Origin of the sequence: Bartonella sp. TS25HLJMH (assembly GCF_042193505.1) — a bacterium.
Classification (GTDB): domain Bacteria; phylum Pseudomonadota; class Alphaproteobacteria; order Rhizobiales; family Rhizobiaceae; genus Bartonella; species Bartonella grahamii.
The window spans coordinates 126,416-148,916 of the sequence record NZ_JBHILV010000002.1; the positions used below are offsets into that span (position 1 = coordinate 126,416).

Genomic DNA, 22,501 nt, shown 5'->3' on the forward strand with positions numbered 1-22,501 from the left:
TATAGATTATTTCATCATCAAAAGATGTATATTGAGAGTCATATGCTTTTTCGTAGTCGAGAACCAATAGATTTTGTAACGCGTATTCGACTTTGGTTATGGCCACGTCGTTCATTTTCTCGCTCATTTTGCTACATACATAAACGTATTTTGCGTATATCAGCAACACCGCATGAAGTAGCATTAGGGGTTGCTGTTGGCATTTTTTTAGCTTGTTCTCCTTTCTTTGGGTTGCATATTATTTTGGCAATATTTTTATCTTGGCTTTTGCGTGCAAACTTTGCTGCCGCAATCATTGGGACGGTTTTTTCTAATCCACTCACATTTTTATTGATTGTCATGGCTGATTATAAAGTAGGGTATTTTTGTTTATCACTTTTTAGTGATGTCAAAGAGATTTCTCTTTTGCAAATTTGTGCTCTATTTAATGGTTTGACATTGTCAAATCTCTCTCTCCTCTTTAAAGGCGCATGGGACACAATTATGAGTCCTATGATTTTAGGTGGAACTCTTTTAGGTATTGTTTTTGGTGGTTTATCTTATATAGGTGTTTACAGAGCAACGGTTCGTTTTAAACAAAAGCGATATCAAAAGATTATAAAAAAAAAGCGTTTTAAGAAGCGTTCATCGTAAGAAAGATCGGGTAATATCGTATGATTGTTGGTCTTGGAAATGATCTGGTTGATATACGACGTATTGAGAAAATATTGGTTCGTTATGGTGAGCGTTTTACCCAACGTATTTTTACGGATATTGAAAGGAATAGATCTGAAAATCTCAAAAAAAGCTCCTCTTCCTATGCAAAAAGATTTGCTGCTAAAGAAGCATGTTCTAAAGCCTTAGGAACGGGAATCGCTTGTGGTATTAATTGGAAAGACATGGGGGTAGTTAATTTGCCATCTGGTAAACCAATAATGCAATTAACAAATCGTGCGCAAGTGCAACTTCAAAAGTTATTACCTCCTCATCATGATGCAGTTATCCATCTTAGCATAACAGATGATTTTCCTTGGGCACAGGCATTTATTATTATCGAAGCACTTCCACGTGGATAGATGGTGTGAGAGATTGTGCTTTTGTTATTTGAATATTATGATGAAAAAAAATTATATCTGTGATGAGAAGGCAGTTGGTGATGATCCAAAAAGATAAAGTGCATAAAAAAGAAAAAAAAGGTGGGCTTCGTGAATTTATTTCTGTTTTAATACAGGCTCTGCTTTTAGCAGCGTTTATTCGGACACTTTTTTTCCAGCCTTTTAGTATTCCTTCCGGTTCAATGCGTCCTACTTTGTTGGTGGGAGATTATCTGTTTGTTTCTAAGTATGCATATGGGTATTCTCGTTTTTCCATCCCCTTTTCTCCTCCTCTTTTTTCTGGACGGATTTGGGCATCTCAACCTCAACGTGGAGATGTGGTCGTTTTTCGCTTACCAAGTAATCCGAAGATTGATTATATAAAACGCGTTGTTGGGTTACCAGGTGATCGTATACAAGTCCGTCAAAGTGTTCTTTATATTAATGATGAGGCTGTTTCACGTCACTTTATGGGGGAGATTGATAATTCTGATATAACAGAGGTTAACTATCCTGTTGAGGTTTATCGCGAGACAATGCCTAACGGTGTCAGTTATGATACACTTGATTTAGCTTTCATCCCGAAAGTTGATGATACAAAAGTCTTTGAAGTTCCTCAAGGACATTACTTTATGATGGGAGATAACCGCGACAATTCAGATGATAGTCGTTTAGATGTAGGCTATGTTCCAGAAGAAAATCTTATTGGTCGCGCGAGCGTGATTTTCTTTTCTATCAGTAACGGTTCAAGTGCTTGGCAGATTTGGCGCTGGCCATTTGATGTGCGTTGGAAGCGTTTGTTTTCTTTCATAAATACGGTTCATGATTTGCCGCTTATCAAGCAAGGAAACAACGATGAAACGTCTAATGATTGATCAACTTTTCAAGTTGACGGGGCATCGTTTTAAAGATGAAGAGAGGTTAAAAAAGGCATTAACACACTCGAGTGTACAAGATTCGGAACAGGGGAATTATGAACGACTAGAGTTTCTAGGGGATCGGGTTTTAGGGCTTTTGATTGCAGAAATGCTGTATCAACTTTTTCCTCAGGCAAGTGAAGGTGAATTATCAGTCCGTTTGAATCATCTGGTCAATGCGCAGACGTGTGCTGATATTGCGCGTGAAATGAGGCTGCCTGATATGATCCGTGTTGGTTTTGAGATGAAAAATTTCGAGGGGCGTCGACTCATCAATATGCATGCAGATGTCGTGGAAGCTTTAATTGCCGTGATATATCTCGATGGAGGATTGGAAAGTGTTCGCCCTTTTATTCAAAAATATTGGCATAGTCGGGCAAAGAAAATGGATGCTGGTCGACGTGATGCCAAGACCGAATTACAGGAATGGGCGCATATCCAAGGCAATGCACAACCACATTATCAGGTTATAAAACGTTCAGGTCCAGATCACGATCCTGTTTTTATGGTAGAGGTAAGTATTTCTGGGTTTGCTTCAGAGATTGGGCAGGGAAGTTCCAAAAGATATGCCGAAAGAATGGCAGCTGAAAAAATTTTGCGACGAGAGGGTGTATGGAAAACAGTGGGAAAAAATGATCATGAGTGACGTTATGAAAACGCGTTCTGGGTTTGTTGTGCTTATTGGGATGCCTAATGCCGGTAAATCGACATTGGTTAATCAATTGGTTGGAACAAAGATTTCAATTGTAACGCATAAGGTACAAACAACACGAACTTTAATCCGCGGTATTGTCATTCATGATGATGTGCAAATTGTATTGGTCGATACACCGGGTGTTTTTCGTCCCCATAAGCGCTTAGAACGTGCCATGGTCTCTGCTGCTTGGGGAGGGGCTAAGACCGCTGATGTTCTGCTCGTTTTAATTGACGCTCAAATTGGTCTTTCGGATGAAGTTGATATGATGTTAGATATTGTAAACAACATGAAACAAGAAAAAGTTCTTGTTCTTAATAAGGTTGATACAGTTGTTAAATCATCTCTTCTAGCGTTAACCACTAAAATAAATGAACGTGTAAAGTTTGCGCAAACATTTATGATTTCTGCTCTAAACGGTTCTGGTTGCAAGGATTTACTTCATGCGTTGAGTAATATGATGCAGGAGGGACCATGGTATTATCCGGAAGATCAAATTTCCGATATGCCCATTCGTCATCTTGCTGCTGAAATTACGCGTGAAAAACTTTTTCTTCGTCTTCATGATGAACTTCCTTATTCCTCAACAGTTGAAACAGAAAACTGGGAAGAGCGTTCAGATGGTTCCGTTAAAATTAATCAGGTTATTTATGTCGAGCGTGAGAGTCAGAAAAAAATTGTCTTAGGAGCAAAAGGCGATACAATTAAAGCGATTGGTCAAGCAGCACGTAAAGAACTCATGGAAATTATGGATCAAAAGGTTCATCTTTTTCTCTTTGTGAAAGTGCGCGATAATTGGGATACCGATCCAGAACGTTATCGCGAAATGGGATTGGATTTTTTAAAATAAGATTTTTAAAAATAATTAAAGTAAAATGAAGTGGAAAGAACAAGCCGTTATTCTTGGTACACGCCAATATGGTGAAACAAGTGTTATTCTTGAGGTTATGACACGTGAACATGGTCGTTATATGGGAGTGGTAAAAGGGGGGCGATCGCGTCGTATGGCAGCTCTTCTTCAACCTGGAAATTTTGTGGAGGCTGAATGGTGGGCTCGTTTAGAAGAACATTTGGGACTTTTTCGGCTTGAAGCTCTTGATTTACATGCGGCACGATTAATCTGTCTACCAGAAGCACTTTATGCTTTGCAATTGATAGCTTTTCATTTGCGGCTTCTTCCCGAACGTGATCCGCACCCCATTTTATATGATATTTTACACCTTTTTATGCAGAATTTTGATGAACCATTTGTAAATGCAGAATTGCTTGTACGTTTTGAAATGCGGCTTCTTGAAGAACTTGGTTTTGGGCTTGATTTATCTTGTTGTGCTGCAACAGGTCGTCAGGAAAGGCTTCATTACGTATCACCAAAATCTGGACGGGCTATCTGTGAAGAAGCAGGGGAACCTTGGAAAAAAAAGCTTCTCATTCTACCACAGTTTCTTGTGCAAAGAACGATTCGTCCTACTGATTCTAGTGACATAATAAATGGTTTTATACTGACGGGTTTTTTTCTTATGCGTCATGTCTGGGAGCCACGAGATATAAAGCAGCCGTCAGTGCGCATGAATTTGATACAATTGTTTGAGCGCCAATTTGGTATACAAGCATTAATTTGTTGATCTGATGATAATTGAATGGGAAAATGAAAGTTTTAAAGACAATTGCTGAAGTCCGCCAATATACTTCAGAGGAACGACGTTTAGGTTTTTCGATTGGTTTTGTTCCAACAATGGGGGCATTGCATGATGGTCATCTTGCATTAGTACAGTATGCAAGAGCAATGTGTGATCGCGTAGTGGTTTCTATTTTTGTCAATCCAAAGCAATTTGGACCTCATGAAGATTTTTCTCAATATCCAAGAGATTTGAAGGGCGATTGTGCTTTGTTAAAAGAAGCAGGTGTTGAATGTGTTTTTGCCCCTTCTGTAGATGAAATGTGGCCACTAGGAAATGATACAATTGTGCAAGTGAAAAAATTATCACGTATTTTGATGGGAAAATTACGTCCAGGGCACTTTTGTGGTGTAACAAGCGTTGTTGCTAAACTTTTTAATATTGTCCAACCAGATAAGGCTTTTTTTGGGGAAAAGGATTTTCAACAAATTTTAATTATTCGGCGTATGGTTGAAGATTTGGCTTTTCCTATTGAAATTGTTGGAGTTCCTATTCTACGGGAGTCAGATGGTGTAGCTTGTTCTTCACGCAATCAGCTTTTAACATTAGAAGATCGTAAAGCTGCCAAAATTATTCCTGAAAGTGGAAAAGTCGCTGAAAAGCTTTACCATGAAGGTGAACGGTCGGTTGATAAATTATGCAAAACTGTTCGTGATATTTTACAACAAGAAAGGCGTGCAATCATTGAAGCAATAGATTTACGGGATATGGAAACTTTATGTGTGGTTAAAGGAACATTGAATAAATCAGCAGTTTTACTTCTGACTGTTCGCTTTGGAGAGGTAAGGTTGATTGATCAATATATCTTGCAAGAGAAGGACGAAAAATGAGTGTACATAAAACCGTAAAGCGTATAACATCTTCCGAAATACGTGCAAGAAAGGGACAACAGCCAATTGTTTCCTTAACAGCTTATCAGGCTTATACTGCGCGGATTGCTGATCCATATTGCGATATCCTTTTGGTTGGTGATAGCGTTGGTATGGTTGTGTATGGGTTTGAGACAACGCTTCCTGTTAATTTAGATATGATGATTTTACACGGACAAGCCGTGGTGCGTGGATCTCAAAAAGCTCTTGTGGTTATTGATATGCCTTTTGGCTCTTATGAGGAAAGTCCAGAGCAAGCTTTTTTTAATGCATCGCGTATTCTTGCTCAAACGGGATGTGGTGCAGTTAAGCTTGAAGGTGGTGTTTATATAGCGGAAACAATTGATTTTTTGTGTAAACGTGGCATTCCAGTGATGGGGCACATCGGTCTTACACCCCAGGCGGTGAATCGTTTTGGTGGTTTCAAAACACAAGGACGAAAACAGAGTGATTGGCAAAGAATTGAAGCCGATGGGGCTGCAATTGAGGAGGCCGGTGCTTTTGCTATTGTTTTAGAAGGGATTGTCGAACCTTTAGCAGTAAAACTGACAGAAAAGCTTTCTATCCCTACGATCGGTATTGGTGCATCCAATCAGTGCGATGGACAAGTATTGGTTATGGAAGATATGTTGGGCTATGGTGCTCATGTGCCAAAATTTGTACGCCGTTATGGAGACCTTGAACAAGCCATGGACACTGCAATAAAGAATTATGCAGAGGATGTCACATCTCGTGCTTTCCCAGCGGATAATGAAGTTTATAAACTAAAATAAACTTCAGTTTAAGATGAAAAGTTTTACAAGGGAACATTTGTTATTTTGATAATGAAAGTGTATTATTTCATATATTTTGTATGCAATTTGAGCTGTGATTTTTTTAAGAAAGCTTTCTTAAGGAACTCAACTCCTATTTCGCGACGGCTTTTGTGAATGGTATAACGGTAAAGCTCCTATGAAGTGTACAATTTACAGAGCACTAGCATCTTTACGCTTCATAAGAGACATTTCAAATTCTTTCTTTAAAAGTTTTTACCCATATGCCGGTCCCACTTATGACGTGCAAGAGAATGATTTTGATTGATTCAATATAAACAGATTTGAAATGAGTGAATCTCACGATATTAGGGCTCTCATTCAACATGAAAAAACAATGAATTATTATTATAAATCAGTGTGATGAGTCTTTAATGATAAGGAAGAAACAATGCGAAGAGTCTATAATCTTTGGGCATCCAAGTCATTGAAGCGAGTTAAAAATGCGTTTTCAATTTGTTGGGTAGAATAGGGGTATAAATTAAGATCATCGGGTAAAATATTATTGGGAGAGCCAAAATAGCGAAGGGCTTCTTCTGTACTAAATCCAGCAAGCGTAATCGCTTCATAATATGCAGCGATACGGTCGGCTTGTTTGATTTTTTTTAAAAGTTTTTGAGAAAGATCAACGGGAAGAGAAAAGCGCATGTGGATAGCATCTTGGATGCCCTTTTCAATGCGTTCATATTGTTTTCCTATGACAGCTTTAAAGGGGGAAATCATATCGCCGATGACATATTCTGGAGCATCATGAAGAAGAGCATAAAGACATTCGTTGCGTCCCGATTGTGGAAAAAGTTTTTGAAATATTTGTTCAACCAAAAGTGAATGTTGTGCAACAGAATAGGCATGCTCCCCTCGTGTTTGACCGTTCCAACGTGCCACGCGAGAAAGTCCATGGGCAATATCTTCAATTTCAACATCAAAAGGAGAAGGGTTGAGAAGATCAAGTCTGCGTCCAGAAAGCATTCTTTGCCAAGCGCGTGCTTCTCCATTTTTTAATAATTCAGCTTTAGCCATGCGTATTTTCTATAGTATTTTCAGGAAAGGTAAAATTCATATTTTCAGCAATGTTTATAGTGACAGGAATGTTTTTTACAGTAAAGGGGATGTTATGGTCCATAGAATCTTTGACGTGGTCAATACGCATTAAAGCGAGAGCCTCATTTTCTACACACGTTCCCAAGTAGCCAAGCACTTTTGTTCCTGCTTCAATGCTAGATTGAGGGGTTAATTCACACTGGCCTTTTACAATAAAAATACGGCGACGTGCTGCACGGCGGTGGTGCATTCGTGAAACAATTTCTTGTCCAATATAACATCCTTTATTGAATGAGAGTCCATTGATTTGATCGTAATTAATATCATGAGGAAAGACTTTACCAACTTCATAGTCTTGACCACTTTCCGCAATTGCATAACGGATACGCAATTGATTCCATGTATCATGATATTCTGAAGTCAAAAAAGGTTTTTTGCCATAGATTCGTATTATTTTTTCTTGTTGTGGGAAGCGTTTATCAACAAAACTTGAATCAAAATTTAAAGCATCTGATTCATTATTCAAAGAAACCGTAACAAGCTCTTGTAATGGTTGTGTAATTTCTACTTTTTTATGCAGCTTATAGAGCAACAGACGTTGGTGAAGCGTATCAGCTAAAGGCATCCTGATATCAATCAGGTAACCATTTTCTTTTTTTCCGATAAGAAAATCAGCAAGAACCTTTCCTTGTGGGGATAAAAGGGCTCCAGGGAAAAGTTCCTGTGGACTGATTTTTTTTACATCTGTCGTGATCAAGGATTGTAGAAAATCTGTTGCTTCTTCGCCTGTAATTTGAATAAGTCCGCGGTTTTTTAAGCAAATGGCATTTTGTTTTTCAATCATGGTTCTTGCCTTTCTGCTCAAAGTTACATAATCGATAAGTGAGCAATATGTAAGGAGCGTGGCTATGTTTAAAACATTTGATACAATTTTTAAAGGTGCAACACTTGTGAATCATGATGGAAGAAGCAAGCGTGATATTGGTATTACAAATGGTCGTATTGCTGAAATAGGCAACCTTACATGTGCATCGGCTAGTGAGGTCATTGATTGTACGGGGCTTCATATTTTACCAGGAATTATTGATAGCCAAGTGCATTTTCGTGAGCCAGGAAATGAATATAAGGAGGATTTGGAAAGTGGCTCGTATTCTGCTGTGTTAGGGGGTGTTACGGCAGTTTTTGAAATGCCTAATACCAATCCGTTGACAACATCAGAAGAAACATTAAACGATAAGGTTAAACGCGGATTTCATCGAATGCATTGTGATTTTGCATTTTGGGTTGGAGGAACGCGTGAAAATGCCCATGAACTCTCTGAGTTAGAAAGACTTCCTGGTGCGGCTGGAATTAAAGTCTTTATGGGGTCCTCTACCGGTGATCTTTTGGTTGATGATGATGAAAGTGTACGCCTTATTTTGAAGAATACACGCCGTCGTGCAGCTTTTCATTCTGAAGATGAGGCGAGGCTCAAAGAGCGTAAAATATTGCGTATTGAAGGGGATGCATCGTCACATCCGATTTGGCGTGATGAAGTTGCGGCATTAAAATGTACGCAGCGTTTGGTAAAAATTGCCCATGAGACGAAAGCACGGATTCATGTGTTACATCTTTCGACAGAAGAAGAAATTGATTTTCTAAAAAAACATAAGGATGTTGCAACAATTGAAGTGACACAACATCATTTGACTCTCACGGCTGATGATTATAAGAAGTTTGGTACATTAATTCAGATGAATCCGCCTATTCGTGAGTCGCGCCACCGTGAAGCTCTTTGGTACGGTGTTCAACAAGGAATTATTGATGTCTTAGGCTCAGATCATGCGCCTCATACTCTTGAAGAAAAACTTCAACCTTATCCCTCTTCACCTTCAGGAATGACAGGGGTGCAAACAACAGCAGCAATTATGTTGACACATGTGAATGAAGGAAAAATATCTCTTGAACGTTTTGTTGATCTCACTTCACATGGCCCTAGTCGTATTTTTGGTATAAGCTGTAAAGGGCGCATTGCTGTTGGGTACGATGCTGATTTAACCATTGTTGATCTTAAGAGAGAAGAAATTATTACGAATGGCTTAATTGGTTCGCGTGCCGGTTGGACACCTTATGATGGTCAAAAAGTTAAAGGTTGGCCTGTTGGGACTATTATCCGTGGTATGCGCGTTATGTGGGAAGGTGAAATTGTCACACCTTCACAAGGAGAGCCTGTTAAATTTATGGAAACTTTGGTGTAAACAGATTAAAAAGTATGCCGTAAAATATCATCTTTTAGAGTGATGATATAGGGTATGTCAGCCTCTTTGGCACATAAGTATTTTTTATGCGGGGTGAATATTCTTAGGCTTATTTGTAGAAACTATGAAGCAAATTACATGAGTGGGAAGCCAAGAAGAATCTTATTCACAAGAACCTAGATTATTTACAGAGCAAATTTAGTTAACAATCTTCATCCTTTGAGGTGTGGGGAGGAAGCCAAAGAACGATTTTGTATGGGAAAAAGGCGCTTATACGAATAAAAGCGTATCGAGACATTATTCTTTAAAAGTTTCTCTATTTTCAGAGCTGGTTTATTGCTCCCCGCATTTGTGAGAGGAATATCATTGATATCGCTAAAATGGAGAAAGATACTTTTTGTATAGATTAATTATTTATAATGCATGAGGAGGTTTTCAGATAAAATTCTTCCTTCCTTTATGTATCTTTGATTGGCTTCAATGGCTGTTTGTGTACAATGGTGATAATTTTCTGAGAAAGCACGATACGCTTCATTAAACGCTTCATAAAAATAAGCACGTCTTTGTGGAATGGGGTGTTCTGCTTCAATTAGTGCATTCATATAATCATACCATTGGTTTGTTGGAGGCTCGCAAAGATTTTGCAGAGAATGCAATGATCCCAAAATTTCTGCTAGTCGGAGTAATTTTTTTTCATAAGGTGGAGATTGTTGCGCAAAGGTTGGCATTGAAATGACAAGAAATATTAAAATAATGATGTTCATCAATCTATTATGCATTATTTTTATTGCTTTCTTTGAATAAAACTCTGTACAGATAAAATAATTTTGTCATGAGAACTGTGTAAAAAAATAGAGTTAATTGCTACATTATTCTCAATTATTGATTATAAAATATAGGGCGTAAGAGGCAGTAAGGAACCCATCGTGGAATATTGAAAATACTGACGAAGCTTTGTGTGGTTAAAAATTTAAGATTTGCTTCCTGAAAGCTATCTATTTTTCACATAGGTTTATTTTATATTGTGTTGCCTATAGAATTTTTTCTAAGCTCGTTTTCTTTAAGAAGAGAAAGCATCTCTAATGATAGAATGCTTTTGTTCAATCAAATAAAATAGATTGTTTTTATGATAAATGATGGATACAGCCGTGAATACAATGGGAAAATGGTAAGAAGAATTTACTATAAGAAAAAAGTTTTTAGCCTAAACCGCGTAATACGATAATTTGAGATAAGATGCATCTAAAAGGAGCGGTGCATAGTATCGTCTATGGAGTCAATAATGAGAGAGTTGCGATTTTATAATACGCTGACACGTAAAAAAGAAAATTTTACACCAATAGATCCGACAAGAGTACGTCTTTATGTTTGTGGTCCGACAGTTTATGATTATGCGCATATAGGAAATGCACGCCCTGTCATTGTTTTTGATATTTTATTTCGTTTATTGCGTCATGTTTATGGCAATGAGCATGTTCTATATGCGCGTAATATTACAGATGTTGATGATAAAATTAATGCACGAGCAGCTTTTGAATATCCAAACTTGTCATTGAATGACGCCATTCGTCAATTAACAGAACGTACATATTTCCAGTTTCAACAAGATACAATAGCACTTGGTTGTCTATTACCAACCAGTCAGCCGCGCGCAACCGAGCATTTAGAGGAAATGCGCTCTTTAATTGAAAGATTGCTTGAAAAGGGGCACGCTTATAAAGCGGAAAATCATATATTATTTTCTGTAAGTAGCATAAAAAATCCTCCCCACTATGGGGCATTTGCAAATCGTTCTTTAGATGAAATGAGGGCGGGGGCGCGTATTGATGTTGCTGCTTATAAAAGGGAAGAGATGGATTTTGTTTTATGGAAACCTTCTGTGGAAGGGGAGCCAGGTTGGGAATCGCCGGCCGGAATTCCTGTTTTAGGTCGTCCAGGTTGGCATATTGAATGTTCTGCGATGTCAATGGCAAAGTTATTAGCGCCCTATGGCGGTGGTTTAACTTGTGATGATCCAACCGCGAATGTTTTTGATATCCATGGTGGTGGACTTGATTTAATTTTTCCTCATCATGAAAACGAGATTGCACAAAGTTGTTCAGCTTTTGGGACGGAGCGAATGGCAAATTTTTGGATGCATAATGGTTTTTTACAAGTTGAAGGCAAAAAGATGTCGAAAAGCTTTGGCGATTTCATCACTATTCGTTCTGTTTTAGAAAATAATTTTTTGGAGTTTAATGGTATTTTAATCGATGAAATGAAGAAAAATTGGGCTGGTTTGTCTGCGCGTTTTTCGATGTTGCAAACGCATTATCGTGAACCATTAAATTGGACAGCGCAGCGTTTAATACAATCGAGTGGCGAACTGTATCGTTGGTATGAATTGCTTCGCAGCAAAAAAAGTGAGATGGAAAACAATGAAGCAATTAATGATACTTTGATAGATGCACTCAGTGATGATCTTAATACTCCAAAAGCACTGACTCTTTTGCGAAAGTTCTATAAAGAAGGGAATGCGCTGGCTCTTGCTAATGGGATGAATTTATTAGGACTGTTACGACAAGAATGGATTAAAGAAATAGACTGCCCATTATTTATAAAAAAAACTTTTCTTGATTCAAAATTTATTGATCAACGTATTGCTGAAAGACTACGACTTATCCATAATAAAGAGTGGGAAGCAGCGGATACAATTCGTGATGAGCTTGCAGCCGAGGGGGTTCTTTTAAAAGACAGTAAGGATCCGCAGAGTGGTGAGCGCATAACTGTGTGGGAAATAAAACGATTTTAATTTTCCTATTCCAGCAGCTTACATAAATAAAGGGAGGAAAGTTTGATGGAATTTTTATATCATTATGGATATATCGCGCTTAAGCTGGCTGTAGGTCTTGTTGCCTTCTTATTTATTTTAAGAACGACGGGGCGGGGCAGTCTTAGTCAGATGACACCAGTTGATTTGGTCAGTAATTTTGTTATGGGAGGTATTATTGGAGGCGTTATTTATAATCAGAATATTAGTAGCATTCAATTATTGCTTGTTTTACTCATCTGGCAAACCTTGATTACATCTTTTAATTTTTTTGCACGCTATTCAGTTTTTTTTCGTCGTCTTATTGCAGGGCGGAATGTTACATTAGTTTTAGATGGGGTTTTCCAAATAGATAAGATTAAGAACTTAGGGATCAATGTTAATAATCTCATTACGATGTTACGTCTTAAAGGGTGTCACTTACATGAAGCCGCTTTTGTTCGTTTGGAAACCAATGGTGATTTCACTGTCATTAAAAAGGAAGAGGGGAAGAAATCGACGATTTTAATAGAAAATGGTGAAGTTATTGATGATGGACTTAAAGAGATTGGTAAAACAAAAAAGTGGCTTCAGGCAGAATTGAAAAAAAAACATGTAAAAGTTGAAAATTTATTTGCAGCAGAGTGGTATGAAAATACAGATCAAAATAATAAATTGTATAGTGGATTATTTCTTGTTCCTTTTTCAAAAACAGTCTAACTTTAAATAATGAGTGGGTATAGCTTATTGGAAGCGTAATGAAGAGATAAATCTATAAACAACCACAGGGGGGTATTTTGCCTTTTTCGTGTGGATGATAGAGAAGTAAGGACTTTATGAAACGCAATGAAATGACAAAAACTGTATCATCAGATACAGGCAGAACTCTGCACACACTTTACAATTTATGGCCCTATATGTGGCCAGTAGGGCGACGTGATCTAAAAATACGTGTGCTATGGGCAATATTTTATCTTGTTTTGGCTAAGCTCGTTCTCATATCTGTACCGTATTTCTTTAAATATTCTACGAATGTGCTTGATTCAAGCTTTCAGCTACCTGAATGGTTCCCATCCAGTTTGATTATTCCCACCATGCTCGTTTTGGCATATAATGTCGCACGTATTATGCAGGCTGGATTAAATCAATTACGCGATTCTCTTTTTGCTACTGTTGGTCAATATGCTGTTCGTCAATTAGCTTATAAAACCTTTGTACATATGCATGAGTTATCCTTGCGATTTCATTTGGAACGCCGAACTGGTGGGCTTTCTCGTGTGATTGAGCGTGGTACAAAAGGAATTGAAGCGATCGTAAGATTTTCAATTCTGAACACAGTACCGACAGTTCTAGAGTTTATATTAACGGCACTTGTATTTTACATAAGTTATGGGTGGCATTATCTTCTCATCGTTGTTGCAACGGTTGGATTATATATCTTGTTTACCATTAAGGCGAGTGATTGGCGCATTCGTATTCGGCAACAAATGAATACAGCAGATACTGAGGCCAATACGCGTGCAGTTGATTCTCTTTTGAATTTTGAAACGGTGAAATATTTTGGCAATGAAACTCTAGAAGCCGATCGATTTGATGCTTCTATGGTAGGTTATGAAAAAGCCGCAACAAAGATTTGGACATCGTTAAGCTGGCTTAATTTTGGTCAGGCTCTTATCTTTGGTATTGGAATGACGATCATGATGCTGATGTCAGCTTATGAAGTTTTTTATAAAACACAAACTTTGGGTGATTTTGTTTTTATTAATGCACTTTTAATGCAACTTTCCATTCCACTGAATTTTATTGGTTCAATTTATCGTGATATTCGACAAGGTTTAACGGATATTGAAGCAATGTTTGATCTTTTAGATGTTCAGAAGGAGATCGTTGATAAATCGGATGCTAAACCGTTAGAGATAAGCGATGGGACCATTCGTTTTCATCAGGTAAAGTTTTCCTATGATTCGACACGTCAGATTCTCAGAGATATTGATTTTGAAGTTCCTGGAGGAAAAACAGTCGCCATTGTCGGTCCATCTGGTGCAGGTAAATCAACTATTTCTCGGTTGCTTTTTCGGTTTTATGATGTTGATGCGGGTTCTATCACAATTGACGGGCAGGATATTCGTGACGTAACACAAAAGAGTTTGCGTGAAGCGATTGGCATGGTCCCACAGGATACAGTGTTATTTAATGATACAATTGCCTATAATATTTGCTATGGGCGTCCAAGTGCTACAGATGAAGAGATGCGCAAAGCTGCTGAAATGGCACAAATATCAAAATTTATTGAAATTTTACCGGAAGGTTTTCAGTCTATGGTAGGAGAGCGAGGTCTCAAATTATCAGGTGGTGAGAAACAACGTGTGGCTATTGCACGGACACTTTTAAAAGCCCCCCCACTTCTTATTCTAGATGAAGCAACATCGGCTCTTGATACGGCGACGGAACAGGAAATTCAACAAGCATTGGATATTGTAAGCCGTGGACGTACAACATTGATTATTGCTCATCGTCTTTCTACTGTTATCAATGCTGATGAAATTTTGGTTCTTAAAAGTGGTCGTATTATTGAAAATGGGACGCATACAGAGCTTTTACGCAAGAAAGGTTTATATGCTTCAATGTGGAATAAGCAGCTTGAAGCATCGAAAGCTGAAGAAAAATTACGTAAAATACGTGAAGAAGATGAGACGAGTGTTGTTAATCGTAAAAAATAAATAGGGCAAAATGTAATCTATATCTTTATATGGAGTGATTGATTAAATACATAAAAAGATACAAGAGGAACAAAAAGATTTGTTGCTTGTTTAAGTTTACGATGAATAGGAAATTATATGAGTATTCTGCAATCTTTCCATAATAGCTTTGTACCGGTTCATAAAGAAGGTTATCCTTTTATTGTAGCGTTTTTTGTTATTTCGCTCATCCTTGGTTGGATATGGAGTCCGTTGTTTTGGTTTGGTCTCGTTCTCACGGTGTGGTGTATATACTTTTTCCGTGATCCAGATCGTGTGGTCCCTTTGAATTCAAATTGGGTTATGTCTCCTGCCGATGGGCGTATTTCATTTGTGGAATCATGTGTTCCACCTGAAGAATTAGGATTAGGGAAAGATGAAATGATCCGTATTTCCATTTTTATGGATATTTTTTCATGCCATATTAATCGTATTCCTATCAGTGGTACAGTAGAGTCTATCGTTTATCATCCAGGTCGATTTACCAATGCTGAGTTTGATAAAGCTAGCCAGTTTAATGAGCGTAATGGGATGGTAATTGATAGCAAACATGGTAAAATCGGTATCGTACAAATAGCGGGAATGGTTGCACGCCGGATTGTTTGTTGGTCAAAAGAAAACGATGCCGTTATGACTGGTGAGCGATTTGGATTGATTCGTTTTGGTTCTCGCCTTGATATTTATATACCAACTGAAATGAAATTGCGTGTTGCAGTTGGACAGACAGCAATTGCTGGAGAAACAGTTTTGGGTTCTTTTGATGATAAGAGTGCCACAACGGACTTCAGATACGATTAGGACTCACAATGAAAAATTTTTCGCCATTTTCTTCATTCAATCCTGAGGGGCAGCATGATGATGTTGCAAGTCGGCGGCGTTCACCTACATCAATGCGGTATGTCATTCCCAATATCATTACTATTTTAGCAATTTGTGCAGGGATGAGCAGCATTCGTTTGGCTTTTGAACATCGCTATGAAGCTGCTATTTTAATGGTGCTTTTGGCCGCAGTTTTAGATGGTGCTGATGGTCGCATTGCCCGTTTAATAGATGGTAGTTCATCTTTTGGGGCACAGATGGATTCTCTTGCTGATGTTATAAATTTTGGTGTTACCCCTGCACTTATTGTTTATTCCTTTATCTTGAATCAAGCAAATCACATTGGTTGGGTTGCAGCCCTTGTTTATTGTGTTGCTTGTTGTTTGCGATTAGCACGTTTTAATGTGATGTTGGATAACACCAATATACCTAAGTGGCAGAAAAGTTATTTTGTTGGTGTTCCAGCACCAGCAGGAGCATTACTCCTTTTATTGCCTACCTATTTAGGCGCTCTTGGTTTGGTCCCCAATTGGGGGTGGGCATTATTTTTTAGTCTTTATACTGTAATTATTGCTTTTCTTTTGATTAGTCGTTTACCAGTATGGAATGCAAAAACAATTGATCAAAATTTAAGGCGCGATATCGTTATACCGTGCATGTTGGTCATTGTTATTTATGTCGGTTTTCTTGCGACTTACACATGGAAAACTTTATTGATTACAGCTGTTAGCTATATGATTTTTCTCCCCTGTAGTTTTATCGCTTATAATAAACGTGCTACTTTAGAAGAGAAAAAGGCTGATGCTAAAGCTATCCAAGAATCATAAAGTGTTTTATTCTTCTGTTGAGAAGCACAGGAAAAAGAGAGAGTTAAACGATTTACTTCTTCGATGATGATCAATCAGGTACATGATAATCTACAAACCGATTTTTATGGACATTAAAGAGTTTTCCAGTTTCTTTTAAATCAGGTGATAACAAATGTACTATCTTTTTTGCAACCTCTTGTGGTGAAGGGAGAGTTTGTGGATCTTCACCGGGCATAGCTTCAGCGCGCATGGCAGTGCGTGTGGCACCAGGGTTGACACAATTAACCTTTATAGGGGTTTGTTTGAGTTCTTCTGCCCAACAGCGGGCAATCATCTCTAAAGCCGCTTTAGAGGCTGCATAAGCTCCCCAGAAAGGGCGCGCAGCATGCGCAACGCTTGAGGATAACAGAATGGCTCGTCCAGCGTCAGATTCTCGTAATAAAGGCTCAACAGCTTTCATTAAGCGCCATTGGCTGAAAAGATTTATTTGAAAAACATCTTCAAATACCGTGTTCTCTATATGCGCTATTGGTGAGAGTGTTCCAAGGATTCCTGCGTTTGCAACGATAATATCAAGTTTTTTCCAGCGTTTGGCAATTGAGATAGCAAGAGTATCGATGTTTTCCATATGATGCAAGTCAAGGGGAACAAGGGTTGCATGAGCTCCTTTTTCTTGGATCTGATTATCTAATTCAGTAAGTCCACTGACTGTTCGTGCAAGAGCAATAATATGAGCGCCGCGAGCAGCAAGCTCGAGTGCCAAATAATAACCAATTCCTCTTGATGCGCCAGTAACAAGTGCAACACGCCCATGGAGACTAAAGTCACATTTTGTCATCATTAATCTCTTGTTTTAAGAACAGATGATTGATGAGTTTTGGAGAGATTTTCTTGATCAACCAGCTGCGTAGGATAATATCCAGTAAAATAATGGTCAGTAAATTGTGGATCGGCGTTATTCCGTTTTTCCCCTGCTACAGCAAGATATAATCCATCCGTTGAAAGAAATTCTATTGAATCCGCTCCAATAAAATCACACATAGATTTTAAATCTGGATATTGATTTGCTAAAAGGCTTTCAACTTTAGGTGTATCAATACCATAAAAGTCGGGATAGAAAATCATAGGGCTAGAAATGCGCATATGAACTTCTTTTGCTCCTGCATCACGGAGCATTCGCACAATTTTAAGAGATGTTGTTCCACGTACAATAGAGTCATCGACAAGAATAACACGTTTTCTTTCAATCACAGGACGGTTTGCAGAGTGTTTTAACTTGACACCAAAAGCACGAATTTGTTGTGTTGGTTCGATAAAAGTACGACCAACATAGTGATTACGAATAATACCAAGCTCGAAGGGAATTCCAATTTCTTGTGCATAGCCAATTGCAGCAGGAGTTCCTCCATCAGGAACAGGAACCACAACATCACCCTCACAAGGGGCTTCCTGTGCTAAACGGATTCCCATATTTTTGCGTGTTGCATAGACACTACGCCCTCCAACGATTGAATCCGGACGGGCAAAGTAAACATATTCAAACAAGCAAAGTTTTTCTGGTTTTTCATTTTTTGGTTTTATAATTTTTTTAGTAATTTCCCCATTTTTTTGTATTTCACATATGATGATCTCCCCATTTTTAACATCACGGACATACTTTGCTCCAATAATATCAAGAGCACAAGTTTCAGAACAAAAAATAGGCTTACCATCAAGTTCCCCCATCACGAGGGGTCTAATCCCTGTTGGATCGCGTGCAGCAATAAGCTTTGTACGCGTGAGCGCTAACATAGCATATCCACCTTCTACTTGCCGAATTGCATCAACAAAACGATCAGAGGACGATTCATAACGTGAGCGGGCAATAAGATGAAGAAAAACTTCTGAATCTGATGTTGATTGACAGATAGCTCCAGAAGCGATGAGTTCACGGCGTAATGTAAGACCATTGGTAAGATTACCATTATGAGCAATAGCAATGCCTCCAGCTTTCAACTCAGCAAAAAGGGGTTGAACATTGCGTAATGCTACTTCTCCAGTTGTTGAATAACGGGTATGTCCAATAGCGCGATTTCCTGGTAAGCGTGCAAGTGTTGTAGGATTGGTATAGTGATCACCAACAAGACCTAAATGCTTTTCTTGATGAAACATTTTATTATGGTAGGAAACAATACCAGCCGCTTCTTGCCCACGATGCTGAAGTGCGTGGAGTCCAAGAGCTGTTAATGTTGCTGCATCTTCATGCCCAAGAATACCAAAAACGCCACATTCTTCATGAAGGGTATCATCATCTAATGAAAATTCTTGACAGAAAACATCACTCTTTATCATCATATTCTTTCAGTTGTGATACGAAGGAATCATTAATATCACATTCTACATCATTTAGTTCTCTTTCCTCATGAAAAGCTATTCTCTATTTTTTAAAATTATCTTTTCATGAGAGTGTTGCTCATACGTATGTTTATTGCTGTCTTTAAACAAATTTTCCGCCTTTTCGAGAACCGATCCAATATCTTTTGGGAGTATTTCCCAAACTTTTTGTCCTAGTGAATCTAAAATAGGCCTTGTTTTTGCATTTTTTAACCAATTCGCTTGAAGCTCGGGTTTAATCAGTGCATTAATCAGCAATATACCGATGACCATGATAAGTAAACCGCGAAGTGCTCCAAAAATAAAACCAATAGCACGGTCAAGGATACCAATTCGACTATCAATAATAAAATCAGAGATCTTCATTGTAATAATTGAAGTAATAATGAGAACAATAATAAAAATCGTGACCAATGTTGTGATCAATGCAATCATTTTATTAGAGAGATAGTGTTCAAAGAAAGGTAAGACAGGCTTGAATAAAAACAGTGTCGTAATAGCTGCAACTGCCCAAGAAATCAACGATAACACTTCACGTGAAAACCCTCGAAGCATAGCAAGAAAAGCGGACAACAGGATGATTACTACGACAATTCCATCAAGGATTGTTATGATCATTTGTTTGTTCCTTATACATAAAGTTGTGTTCTTCTAAGTCTATGTGCAAATATATTTTTTGTTCTTATAGCAAGGATCTTTTGTATTTTATAGAGTTTTTTCTATATTATCATATCTATGGTGCAAATCATTTTTTACTTACGGTAAGAGTAGCAACGAGTTCGGGAAGGTCGGAGAAAGTTTTTTGTTGAAAATTGAGCGACTTCATCATTTCGGTTGTTGTTATGGGATGAAATGCTCCTTGAAAGCCGAGTTTTTTTGCTTCATTGATGCGCTGTGCTGAATGTGAAACAGCGCGGGTAGCTCCTGAAAGACTGACTTCACCAAAATATACATAATCCGTTGGCAATGCGATATTGGCAAGAGAGGATACCAAAGCAGCGGCTACAGCTAAATCGGCAGCGGGTTCTGATATGCGGTATCCACCCGCTACGTTCAGATAGACATCATGCTGTCCAAAACGAATGCCGCAATGGGCTTCTAAAACGGCAAGAATCATAGAAAGGCGATTTCCATCCCATCCGACAACCGCACGTCTTGGTGTCCCAAGGGAAGAAGGAGCAACAAGCGCTTGAATTTCTACGAGTATCGGGCGTGTCCCTTCCATTCCCGCAAAAACAGCAGCACCTGGTGCTTTTTCATTACGTTCTCCTAAAAACAATTCGGATGGATTTATCACTTCGCGTAATCCTTTATCAGACATTTCAAAGACACCAATTTCATCTGTTGGTCCGAAGCGATTTTTTACAGTTCTAAGAATGCGATAATGATGTCCTCCTTCACCCTCAAAATAGAGAACGCCATCAACCATATGTTCAACAACTCGAGGACCAGCAATTTGCCCATCTTTTGTAACATGACCAACAAGAACAACGGCGGCTCCTGTTTTCTTGGCAAAACGGATCATTGCTTGAGCACCGATACGTACTTGTGTGACAGTGCCGGGTGATGAATCTGCTGTATCTGACCATAGGGTTTGAATTGAATCGATAATCACCATATCAAGGTTTTTATGTTCGCTTAAGGTTGCCAGAATATCTTCAACATTGGTTTCAGCAGCAAGTTTTACCTCTGTATTGTTAGCTTCCAGCCTTTGTGCGCGCAGACAAATTTGCGCAATAGCCTCTTCACCTGAAACATAGATGACATTATATCCTTTGCGTGATAAAGCAGCAGCTGTTTGTGTCAGCAATGTTGATTTACCAATACCCGGATCACCTCCAACAAGGAGTGCTGATCCACGGACAAAGCCCCCACCGGTAACACGATCAAGTTCAGCAATACCAGAATGAATACGTGGAGCATCTTCGATATTTCCAGAAAGAGATGTGAGTGTGACGATGCGTCCTTTACGAGCACTCTGCTTAGGACCACTTCCTATACCGCTATTTATAGTTTCTTCAACAAGGGAATTCCATTCTCCACAAGCACTACATTTTCCTGCCCAACGAGAATGGACAGTTCCACAATTTTGACAGATAAATTGAATACGATTACGCGCCATGTTGATTTAACCAATTTGCTCTGGAAGATAATTGCTATCGGCCAGATCACTGAATCGTGTGAAATCAGATTGAAAGGCAAGTGGCACGATTCCTGTCGGCCCATGGCGCTGTTTTGCAATAATAACATCAGCTTTTCCAAAAGCTTTGTCCATTATTTCTTGCCATTTTGTATGTTCCAAGCTACCTAACTTTGGTTCTTCATTTTTGAGATAATATTCTTCGCGATAGACGAACAGAACAATGTCGGCATCTTGCTCAATTGAACCAGATTCACGTAAATCTGAGAGTTGTGGACGTTTATCTGTTCTATTTTCTACTTGACGTGAAAGTTGAGAGAGAGCGATAATAGGAATGTTCAATTCTTTCGCTAATGCTTTTAATCCTGTGGTAATTTCTGTGATCTCTTGAACACGATTTTCTGATGAACGCTTTGAACTGCTTGTCATGAGTTGGATATAGTCAATAAACAAGATATCTAAACCATGTTGTCGCTTAAGACGCCGCGCACGAGCAGCTAATTGCGTAATTGATATTCCCCCAGTTTGATCAATATAAAGTGGTGCCTTTTGTAGTTGGTTCACCGCACGAATAATTTTTGAAAATTGTTCATCTGAAATATTACCACGCCGAATATCAGAAGAAGAGACTTCTGTTTGTTCAGAAATAATACGTGTTGCAAGCTGTTCTGAGGACATTTCAAGTGAGAAGAAACCTACAATGCCGCCTTCATTTTCTTGAATATTGGCATTGCGATTATAAGCATTAGCAATATTAAAGGCAATATTGGTAGCCAGTGAGGTTTTACCCATACCAGGGCGTCCCGCAAGGATAATTAAGTCAGATGCTTGTAATCCTCCCATTTTTTCATCAAGTGTTTTAATATGGGTGGCTATCCCTGATAATTGTGAAGAGCGCTTTTTCGCAGCGCTTGCCATATCGATAGCTTTTTTGATAGCCTCATTAAAATTTTCAAATCCACCTCCATATTTCCCTTTTTCTGCCAATTCAAACAACTGATTTTCAACAGTTTCAATTTGTTGGGTAGGCGTGAGCTCTACAGGAGCATCAAAGGCTGTATTGACAACTTGAGTTCCAAGGTTAATCAAAGATCGGCGGATAAAAAGATCGTAAATGACGCGTCCATAATCTTCAGCGTTAATAATAGTGACTGCCTCTGTAGCTAAGCGAACAACATATTGGTATACAGTAATATCTCCAATTTTTTCTTCCATTTGGATATAGGGCTTGATTGTAACTGGATCTACACGTTTTCCTGTTTTAATAAGGTGAGATAAAACATGATAAATTTTTTGATGCAATGGTTCAAAAAAATGTTCTGGTTTTAGAAAATCTGAAACGCGGTCAAGAGAATCATTGTTGATAAAGATGGCACCAAGCAATGCCTGTTCAGCTTCAATATTATACGGAAGTTGCCGAAAAGAAGGAGAATCCTCTTTTTTTGAAGAGCTGACATTAACAACGTTAGTTTCTTCCATAATATTTTTCCACTAAAATTCCAAGTCTAGCTACTT

Annotated in this window: 22 protein-coding genes; 14 read left to right on the forward strand and 8 right to left on the reverse strand. The window is 38.5% G+C overall.

Annotation, left to right across the window (positions count from 1 at the left end; translation table 11 throughout):
* The first annotated feature begins 42 nt into the window (after positions 1-42).
* From ACFINF_RS01685 to panB, 8 genes are all read left to right on the forward strand, one after another.
* Positions 43-633, forward strand: a complete 591-nt coding sequence (locus tag ACFINF_RS01685; RefSeq protein WP_375619395.1) for a DUF2062 domain-containing protein — start codon at positions 43-45, stop codon at positions 631-633.
* A gap of 20 nt (positions 634-653) precedes the next feature.
* Entirely contained in the window at positions 654-1,055 is a 402-nt protein-coding gene (gene acpS / locus ACFINF_RS01690; RefSeq protein ID WP_375619396.1) for a holo-ACP synthase, read from the forward strand.
* Between the two features lie 80 nt (positions 1,056-1,135).
* The gene (gene lepB / locus ACFINF_RS01695) at positions 1,136-1,948 is read left to right on the forward strand and encodes a signal peptidase I (protein ID WP_375619397.1); all 813 of its coding nucleotides are present in this window, start codon (positions 1,136-1,138) and stop codon (positions 1,946-1,948) included.
* Positions 1,929-2,636 carry a ribonuclease III gene (rnc, locus tag ACFINF_RS01700; RefSeq protein ID WP_012754936.1) on the forward strand — a complete coding sequence of 236 codons (708 nt, stop codon included), beginning with the start codon at positions 1,929-1,931 and terminating at the stop codon, positions 2,634-2,636. The genes lepB and rnc overlap by 20 nt, the downstream gene beginning before the upstream one ends.
* A complete protein-coding gene (gene era / locus ACFINF_RS01705) occupies positions 2,629-3,534 on the forward strand; it encodes a GTPase Era (RefSeq protein ID WP_375619398.1) in 906 nt (301 codons plus the stop codon). The genes rnc and era overlap by 8 nt, the downstream gene beginning before the upstream one ends.
* Positions 3,535-3,559: 25 nt before the next feature.
* A complete protein-coding gene (gene recO / locus ACFINF_RS01710) occupies positions 3,560-4,306 on the forward strand; it encodes a DNA repair protein RecO (protein ID WP_375619399.1) in 747 nt (248 codons plus the stop codon).
* A 23-nt stretch (positions 4,307-4,329) separates the two neighbouring features.
* The gene (gene panC, locus ACFINF_RS01715) at positions 4,330-5,190 is read left to right on the forward strand and encodes a pantoate--beta-alanine ligase (protein ID WP_375619400.1); all 861 of its coding nucleotides are present in this window, start codon (positions 4,330-4,332) and stop codon (positions 5,188-5,190) included.
* Positions 5,187-6,002, forward strand: a complete 816-nt coding sequence (gene panB, locus ACFINF_RS01720) for a 3-methyl-2-oxobutanoate hydroxymethyltransferase (RefSeq protein ID WP_375619401.1) — start codon at positions 5,187-5,189, stop codon at positions 6,000-6,002. The genes panC and panB overlap by 4 nt, the downstream gene beginning before the upstream one ends.
* Positions 6,003-6,443: 441 nt before the next feature.
* On the opposite strand, the gene ACFINF_RS01725 is transcribed toward panB, so the two are convergent.
* Positions 6,444-7,061 carry a YfbR-like 5'-deoxynucleotidase gene (locus tag ACFINF_RS01725; protein WP_375619402.1) on the reverse strand — a complete coding sequence of 206 codons (618 nt, stop codon included), beginning with the start codon at positions 7,059-7,061 and terminating at the stop codon, positions 6,444-6,446.
* Entirely contained in the window at positions 7,054-7,926 is an 873-nt protein-coding gene (locus tag ACFINF_RS01730; RefSeq protein WP_375619403.1) for a YgfZ/GcvT domain-containing protein, read from the reverse strand. Before ACFINF_RS01730 ends, ACFINF_RS01725 begins: the two co-directional genes overlap by 8 nt.
* A 64-nt stretch (positions 7,927-7,990) precedes the next feature.
* Here ACFINF_RS01730 and ACFINF_RS01735 point away from each other — a divergent pair, with 64 nt between their 5' ends.
* A complete protein-coding gene (locus tag ACFINF_RS01735; RefSeq protein ID WP_273788499.1) occupies positions 7,991-9,319 on the forward strand; it encodes a dihydroorotase in 1,329 nt (442 codons plus the stop codon).
* A 410-nt stretch (positions 9,320-9,729) separates the two neighbouring features.
* On the opposite strand, the gene ACFINF_RS01740 is transcribed toward ACFINF_RS01735, so the two are convergent.
* Entirely contained in the window at positions 9,730-10,098 is a 369-nt protein-coding gene (locus ACFINF_RS01740) for a TIGR02301 family protein (RefSeq protein WP_375619404.1), read from the reverse strand.
* 503 nt (positions 10,099-10,601) lie between these two features.
* On the opposite strand from ACFINF_RS01740, the gene cysS reads away from it, so the two are divergent.
* From cysS to pssA, 5 genes are all read left to right on the forward strand, one after another.
* Positions 10,602-12,110, forward strand: a complete 1,509-nt coding sequence (gene cysS, locus ACFINF_RS01745) for a cysteine--tRNA ligase (protein ID WP_375619405.1) — start codon at positions 10,602-10,604, stop codon at positions 12,108-12,110.
* Between the two features lie 45 nt (positions 12,111-12,155).
* Positions 12,156-12,827 (forward strand): DUF421 domain-containing protein, encoded by a 672-nt coding sequence (locus ACFINF_RS01750; protein WP_375619406.1) that lies wholly within the window; start codon positions 12,156-12,158, stop codon positions 12,825-12,827.
* Positions 12,828-12,943: 116 nt separating this feature from the next.
* Entirely contained in the window at positions 12,944-14,827 is a 1,884-nt protein-coding gene (locus ACFINF_RS01755) for an ABCB family ABC transporter ATP-binding protein/permease (protein ID WP_375619407.1), read from the forward strand.
* Between the two features lie 117 nt (positions 14,828-14,944).
* Positions 14,945-15,643 (forward strand): phosphatidylserine decarboxylase, encoded by a 699-nt coding sequence (locus tag ACFINF_RS01760; protein WP_375619408.1) that lies wholly within the window; start codon positions 14,945-14,947, stop codon positions 15,641-15,643.
* Positions 15,644-15,651: 8 nt separating this feature from the next.
* The gene (gene pssA / locus ACFINF_RS01765; RefSeq protein WP_012754949.1) at positions 15,652-16,491 is read left to right on the forward strand and encodes a CDP-diacylglycerol--serine O-phosphatidyltransferase; all 840 of its coding nucleotides are present in this window, start codon (positions 15,652-15,654) and stop codon (positions 16,489-16,491) included.
* A 70-nt stretch (positions 16,492-16,561) separates the two neighbouring features.
* Here the strand turns inward: pssA and ACFINF_RS01770 are convergent, their stop codons facing one another.
* The 5 genes from ACFINF_RS01770 to ACFINF_RS01790 form a co-directional block, all read right to left on the reverse strand.
* Positions 16,562-17,311 carry an SDR family NAD(P)-dependent oxidoreductase gene (locus ACFINF_RS01770; RefSeq protein WP_375619472.1) on the reverse strand — a complete coding sequence of 250 codons (750 nt, stop codon included), beginning with the start codon at positions 17,309-17,311 and terminating at the stop codon, positions 16,562-16,564.
* Between the two features lie 2 nt (positions 17,312-17,313).
* Positions 17,314-18,807, reverse strand: coding sequence for an amidophosphoribosyltransferase (purF, locus tag ACFINF_RS01775; protein WP_375619409.1), 1,494 nt, complete (start codon positions 18,805-18,807; stop codon positions 17,314-17,316).
* Between the two features lie 75 nt (positions 18,808-18,882).
* Positions 18,883-19,464, reverse strand: a complete 582-nt coding sequence (locus ACFINF_RS01780; RefSeq protein ID WP_375619410.1) for a CvpA family protein — start codon at positions 19,462-19,464, stop codon at positions 18,883-18,885.
* A 127-nt stretch (positions 19,465-19,591) separates the two neighbouring features.
* Positions 19,592-20,968 (reverse strand): DNA repair protein RadA, encoded by a 1,377-nt coding sequence (radA, locus tag ACFINF_RS01785; RefSeq protein WP_375619411.1) that lies wholly within the window; start codon positions 20,966-20,968, stop codon positions 19,592-19,594.
* A 6-nt stretch (positions 20,969-20,974) separates the two neighbouring features.
* Positions 20,975-22,465 (reverse strand): replicative DNA helicase, encoded by a 1,491-nt coding sequence (locus ACFINF_RS01790; protein ID WP_375619412.1) that lies wholly within the window; start codon positions 22,463-22,465, stop codon positions 20,975-20,977.
* Positions 22,466-22,501 lie beyond the last annotated feature (36 nt).

What these genes read in the sequence shown, in the direction of transcription:
- ACFINF_RS01685 (WP_375619395.1), top strand. Translation starts at nt 43, where the DNA reads ATGCTTTTTCGTAGTCGAGAACCAATAGATTTTGTAACGCGTATTCGA.
- acpS (WP_375619396.1), top strand. Translation starts at nt 654, where the DNA reads ATGATTGTTGGTCTTGGAAATGATCTGGTTGATATACGACGTATTGAG.
- lepB (WP_375619397.1), top strand. Translation starts at nt 1,136, where the DNA reads ATGATCCAAAAAGATAAAGTGCATAAAAAAGAAAAAAAAGGTGGGCTT.
- rnc (WP_012754936.1), top strand. Translation starts at nt 1,929, where the DNA reads ATGAAACGTCTAATGATTGATCAACTTTTCAAGTTGACGGGGCATCGT.
- era (WP_375619398.1), top strand. Translation starts at nt 2,629, where the DNA reads ATGAGTGACGTTATGAAAACGCGTTCTGGGTTTGTTGTGCTTATTGGG.
- recO (WP_375619399.1), top strand. Translation starts at nt 3,560, where the DNA reads ATGAAGTGGAAAGAACAAGCCGTTATTCTTGGTACACGCCAATATGGT.
- panC (WP_375619400.1), top strand. Translation starts at nt 4,330, where the DNA reads ATGAAAGTTTTAAAGACAATTGCTGAAGTCCGCCAATATACTTCAGAG.
- panB (WP_375619401.1), top strand. Translation starts at nt 5,187, where the DNA reads ATGAGTGTACATAAAACCGTAAAGCGTATAACATCTTCCGAAATACGT.
- ACFINF_RS01725 (WP_375619402.1), bottom strand. Translation starts at nt 7,061, where the DNA reads ATGGCTAAAGCTGAATTATTAAAAAATGGAGAAGCACGCGCTTGGCAA.
- ACFINF_RS01730 (WP_375619403.1), bottom strand. Translation starts at nt 7,926, where the DNA reads ATGATTGAAAAACAAAATGCCATTTGCTTAAAAAACCGCGGACTTATT.
- ACFINF_RS01735 (WP_273788499.1), top strand. Translation starts at nt 7,991, where the DNA reads ATGTTTAAAACATTTGATACAATTTTTAAAGGTGCAACACTTGTGAAT.
- ACFINF_RS01740 (WP_375619404.1), bottom strand. Translation starts at nt 10,098, where the DNA reads ATGCATAATAGATTGATGAACATCATTATTTTAATATTTCTTGTCATT.
- cysS (WP_375619405.1), top strand. Translation starts at nt 10,602, where the DNA reads ATGAGAGAGTTGCGATTTTATAATACGCTGACACGTAAAAAAGAAAAT.
- ACFINF_RS01750 (WP_375619406.1), top strand. Translation starts at nt 12,156, where the DNA reads ATGGAATTTTTATATCATTATGGATATATCGCGCTTAAGCTGGCTGTA.
- ACFINF_RS01755 (WP_375619407.1), top strand. Translation starts at nt 12,944, where the DNA reads ATGAAACGCAATGAAATGACAAAAACTGTATCATCAGATACAGGCAGA.
- ACFINF_RS01760 (WP_375619408.1), top strand. Translation starts at nt 14,945, where the DNA reads ATGAGTATTCTGCAATCTTTCCATAATAGCTTTGTACCGGTTCATAAA.
- pssA (WP_012754949.1), top strand. Translation starts at nt 15,652, where the DNA reads ATGAAAAATTTTTCGCCATTTTCTTCATTCAATCCTGAGGGGCAGCAT.
- ACFINF_RS01770 (WP_375619472.1), bottom strand. Translation starts at nt 17,311, where the DNA reads ATGACAAAATGTGACTTTAGTCTCCATGGGCGTGTTGCACTTGTTACT.
- purF (WP_375619409.1), bottom strand. Translation starts at nt 18,807, where the DNA reads ATGATGATAAAGAGTGATGTTTTCTGTCAAGAATTTTCATTAGATGAT.
- ACFINF_RS01780 (WP_375619410.1), bottom strand. Translation starts at nt 19,464, where the DNA reads ATGATCATAACAATCCTTGATGGAATTGTCGTAGTAATCATCCTGTTG.
- radA (WP_375619411.1), bottom strand. Translation starts at nt 20,968, where the DNA reads ATGGCGCGTAATCGTATTCAATTTATCTGTCAAAATTGTGGAACTGTC.
- ACFINF_RS01790 (WP_375619412.1), bottom strand. Translation starts at nt 22,465, where the DNA reads ATGGAAGAAACTAACGTTGTTAATGTCAGCTCTTCAAAAAAAGAGGAT.